This window comes from Bartonella sp. ML69XJBT (assembly GCF_028618515.1).
Taxonomy (GTDB): Bacteria; Pseudomonadota; Alphaproteobacteria; order Rhizobiales; family Rhizobiaceae; genus Bartonella.
Genome location: NZ_JAQITB010000087.1, coordinates 1 through 2,248 on the forward strand (window position 1 = coordinate 1; position 2,248 = coordinate 2,248).

Consider the following 2,248-nt stretch of genomic DNA (forward strand, 5'->3'; position numbering starts at 1 on the left):
TTTGCCAAATGATGTAAGCATATAAAAAGTCCTATTAGAGAAGAAATATTTCTGCTGATTCTAACAAATCTTTTTCAAACTTTCCTCAATTATTACGAATCAGCACTTCTTTTCGAGGTGTTTTTTTGCTGTACCTGCTGTCCAAAGGGTCTCTACTTCTAAAAAATCAAAATCTTTAAAGATCTCTCTTACAGCATCACAATCATTCAGACTCAAGATAAATTTGCCTTCGACACCTTTGAGAATTTTTGCCATGCTCTCAAAATCATCTTCAACAAAATTCCCAGAGCTATAACACTTCTTCTTCAAAAAATAAGGTGGGTCTAGATAAAATAAACTATCGGGTGCATCAAATAGCTCCACAACCCGCTCCCACGATAAGTTTAAGATAGTTGTATCTAGAAGCTTCTGTCTAACACGCCTCATCCTTGATAAAAGCTTCTCTGGATTAAAACTAACCGTTCTCTTTTTCCCCATACATCACACAACGTTGGAGAAACAAAAAGCGTGCAGCTCTTTCAACTTTAGAGAGGCTCTCTGGGGCAATAGATGCAAGTTCAAAAAACAACTGTCTCGAACAAACAAACCACTCCAATCGTTTGGCTAAAGCATCAAAGTCATTTTGAACACATTGAAACAGATTCGTGATCTCTCCATTCAAATCATTAATGACGGAATATTTCGCTGGTCTTTTGTTTAGGAAAATGACACCTGAACCTAAAAGATGCCGTGGTTTGTGGTTCTTATGTATCAGGCTCTTCTTGTGTTCATAATGCTGCCTCTTTAACAGAAGATGATCAAATTCATGATGAGGCAATTCCAAGATTTGGTAATGATGATGATGATGATTACCGTCATGAATATTATGACGAGGCAATGTAATTAACACTAGGCGCGACGGGGGCGCCTCTCTTTAAACATTTCATTTTTACAATTTTATCTCTTTATAAAGGAATTGTGCTATGCAAAAAAAGTTTGCACTCACAAATGAGACACGTGTATTTAATAATCAAACTCTTTATCGCATTAAAGCATTAAGAGACTTTGCTGATGTAAAGGCTGGGGATTTAGGTGGCTTTATTGCAAATGAAAGCAACCTCTCTCATGATGGCAATTGCTGGGTATATGATAATGCTCTTGTTTTAAATCCTGCCTATATTTTATGAAAATGCTAAGGTTTCTGATAAGGCTATTATTATGGGCTTTGTTTATGGCAATGCGCATGTTTGTGATCGTGCCCGCGTGTATGCAAATGCTCATGTTTATGACAATGCGCACCTTTCTTATAATGCTTGGGTTTTTCAATATGCAAGGGTTTATGGGAATGCAAAATTATCTGGGAGTGCTCGTATTCATAGCAAAGCGGTAGTTTATGATCATGCTGTTGTGAGTGGTGGTGCTAAAATTATGGCAAGGTCTATGGCAATGCTAGCGTGGGTGGGTATGTTAAGGTCTACAGTTCTGTTTATGGGAATGCAAAGGTGACTGGTTATCACACCATTAGAGGTTTGGTACATGGCAATGCAAGATTAAAAAGAGATGGTTATTCATATGTTGAACAAAACGTTTACTATGCATATGGGATTCCTTCTGATTGTGAAATTTATGAAAACGATCACGTTGTAAAGATTATTGAAAATAAAGTAGCGTAAAATAAGACGCGGGCGCGGCGGGGGCGCCCCTCTTTCAAATTTTCCATTCCAAATTTTAGCAAATGTTTAACACATTCAATTGTGTGAGGTATTCTTATGTGCAAAAAATACGAATTAACTAGAGGAATAAAAAAAATAAAACATGCTCTGACAAGAGAAACTATCAATCTTTATTGCATTTGTGCTTTAAAAGATTTCGATGATGTCAAGGAAGGTGACCTTGGTGGCTTTATCGAAAAGGAAGCAAATCTCTCTCATGATGGCAATTGCTGGGTATATGATAATGCTTGTGCCTATGGTCATGCGCGCGTTTCTGACAATGCAAAAATACGTCATTATTCTCAAATCTGTGGTCAAGTCTATGGGGATTGTGAGGTCTATGGGAGGGCTTTCATCTCTCAATATGCAAATATTTATGACAATGCTTGTGTCTATGGCAATGCTCATGTTTATGATTATGCGCATGTTTCTTATGATGCTACGGTTTTTGGTTATGCAAGAGTCTATGGTCGTGCCATTGTTGCTGGCTCGGCTCATATTCATAGCTATGCTGAGGTTTATAATTATGCCTTTATTAATGGTCGTGCCCAAATTTA

At 37.5% G+C, this 2,248-nt stretch carries 3 protein-coding genes and 2 pseudogenes; 3 read left to right on the top strand and 2 right to left on the bottom strand.

Features of this window, described 5'->3' with window-relative positions:
* Positions 1 to 99: 99 nt before the first annotated feature.
* A complete protein-coding gene (locus PVV68_RS10080) occupies positions 100 to 477 on the bottom strand; it encodes a DNA adenine methylase (protein WP_273722097.1) in 378 nt (125 codons plus the stop codon).
* Positions 455 to 661, bottom strand: coding sequence for a hypothetical protein (locus tag PVV68_RS10085; RefSeq protein ID WP_273722098.1), 207 nt, complete (start codon positions 659 to 661; stop codon positions 455 to 457). The genes PVV68_RS10080 and PVV68_RS10085 overlap by 23 nt, the downstream gene beginning before the upstream one ends.
* A 68-nt stretch (positions 662 to 729) precedes the next feature.
* Between PVV68_RS10085 and PVV68_RS10090 the strand changes: the two genes are divergently transcribed.
* From PVV68_RS10090 to PVV68_RS10100, 3 genes and pseudogenes are all read left to right on the top strand, one after another.
* The gene (locus PVV68_RS10090) at positions 730 to 882 is read left to right on the top strand and encodes a hypothetical protein (RefSeq protein WP_273722099.1); all 153 of its coding nucleotides are present in this window, start codon (positions 730 to 732) and stop codon (positions 880 to 882) included.
* A gap of 80 nt (positions 883 to 962) precedes the next feature.
* Positions 963 to 1,652: pseudogene (locus PVV68_RS10095) on the top strand (hypothetical protein).
* A 96-nt stretch (positions 1,653 to 1,748) separates the two neighbouring features.
* Positions 1,749 to 2,248 (top strand): annotated as a pseudogene (locus PVV68_RS10100) (hypothetical protein); the annotation flags it as partial.

Bases quoted from the DNA above. Each gene is read 5' to 3' on its own strand.
- PVV68_RS10080 (WP_273722097.1), bottom strand. From the start codon at position 477: ATGGGGAAAAAGAGAACGGTTAGTTTTAATCCAGAGAAGCTTTTATCA.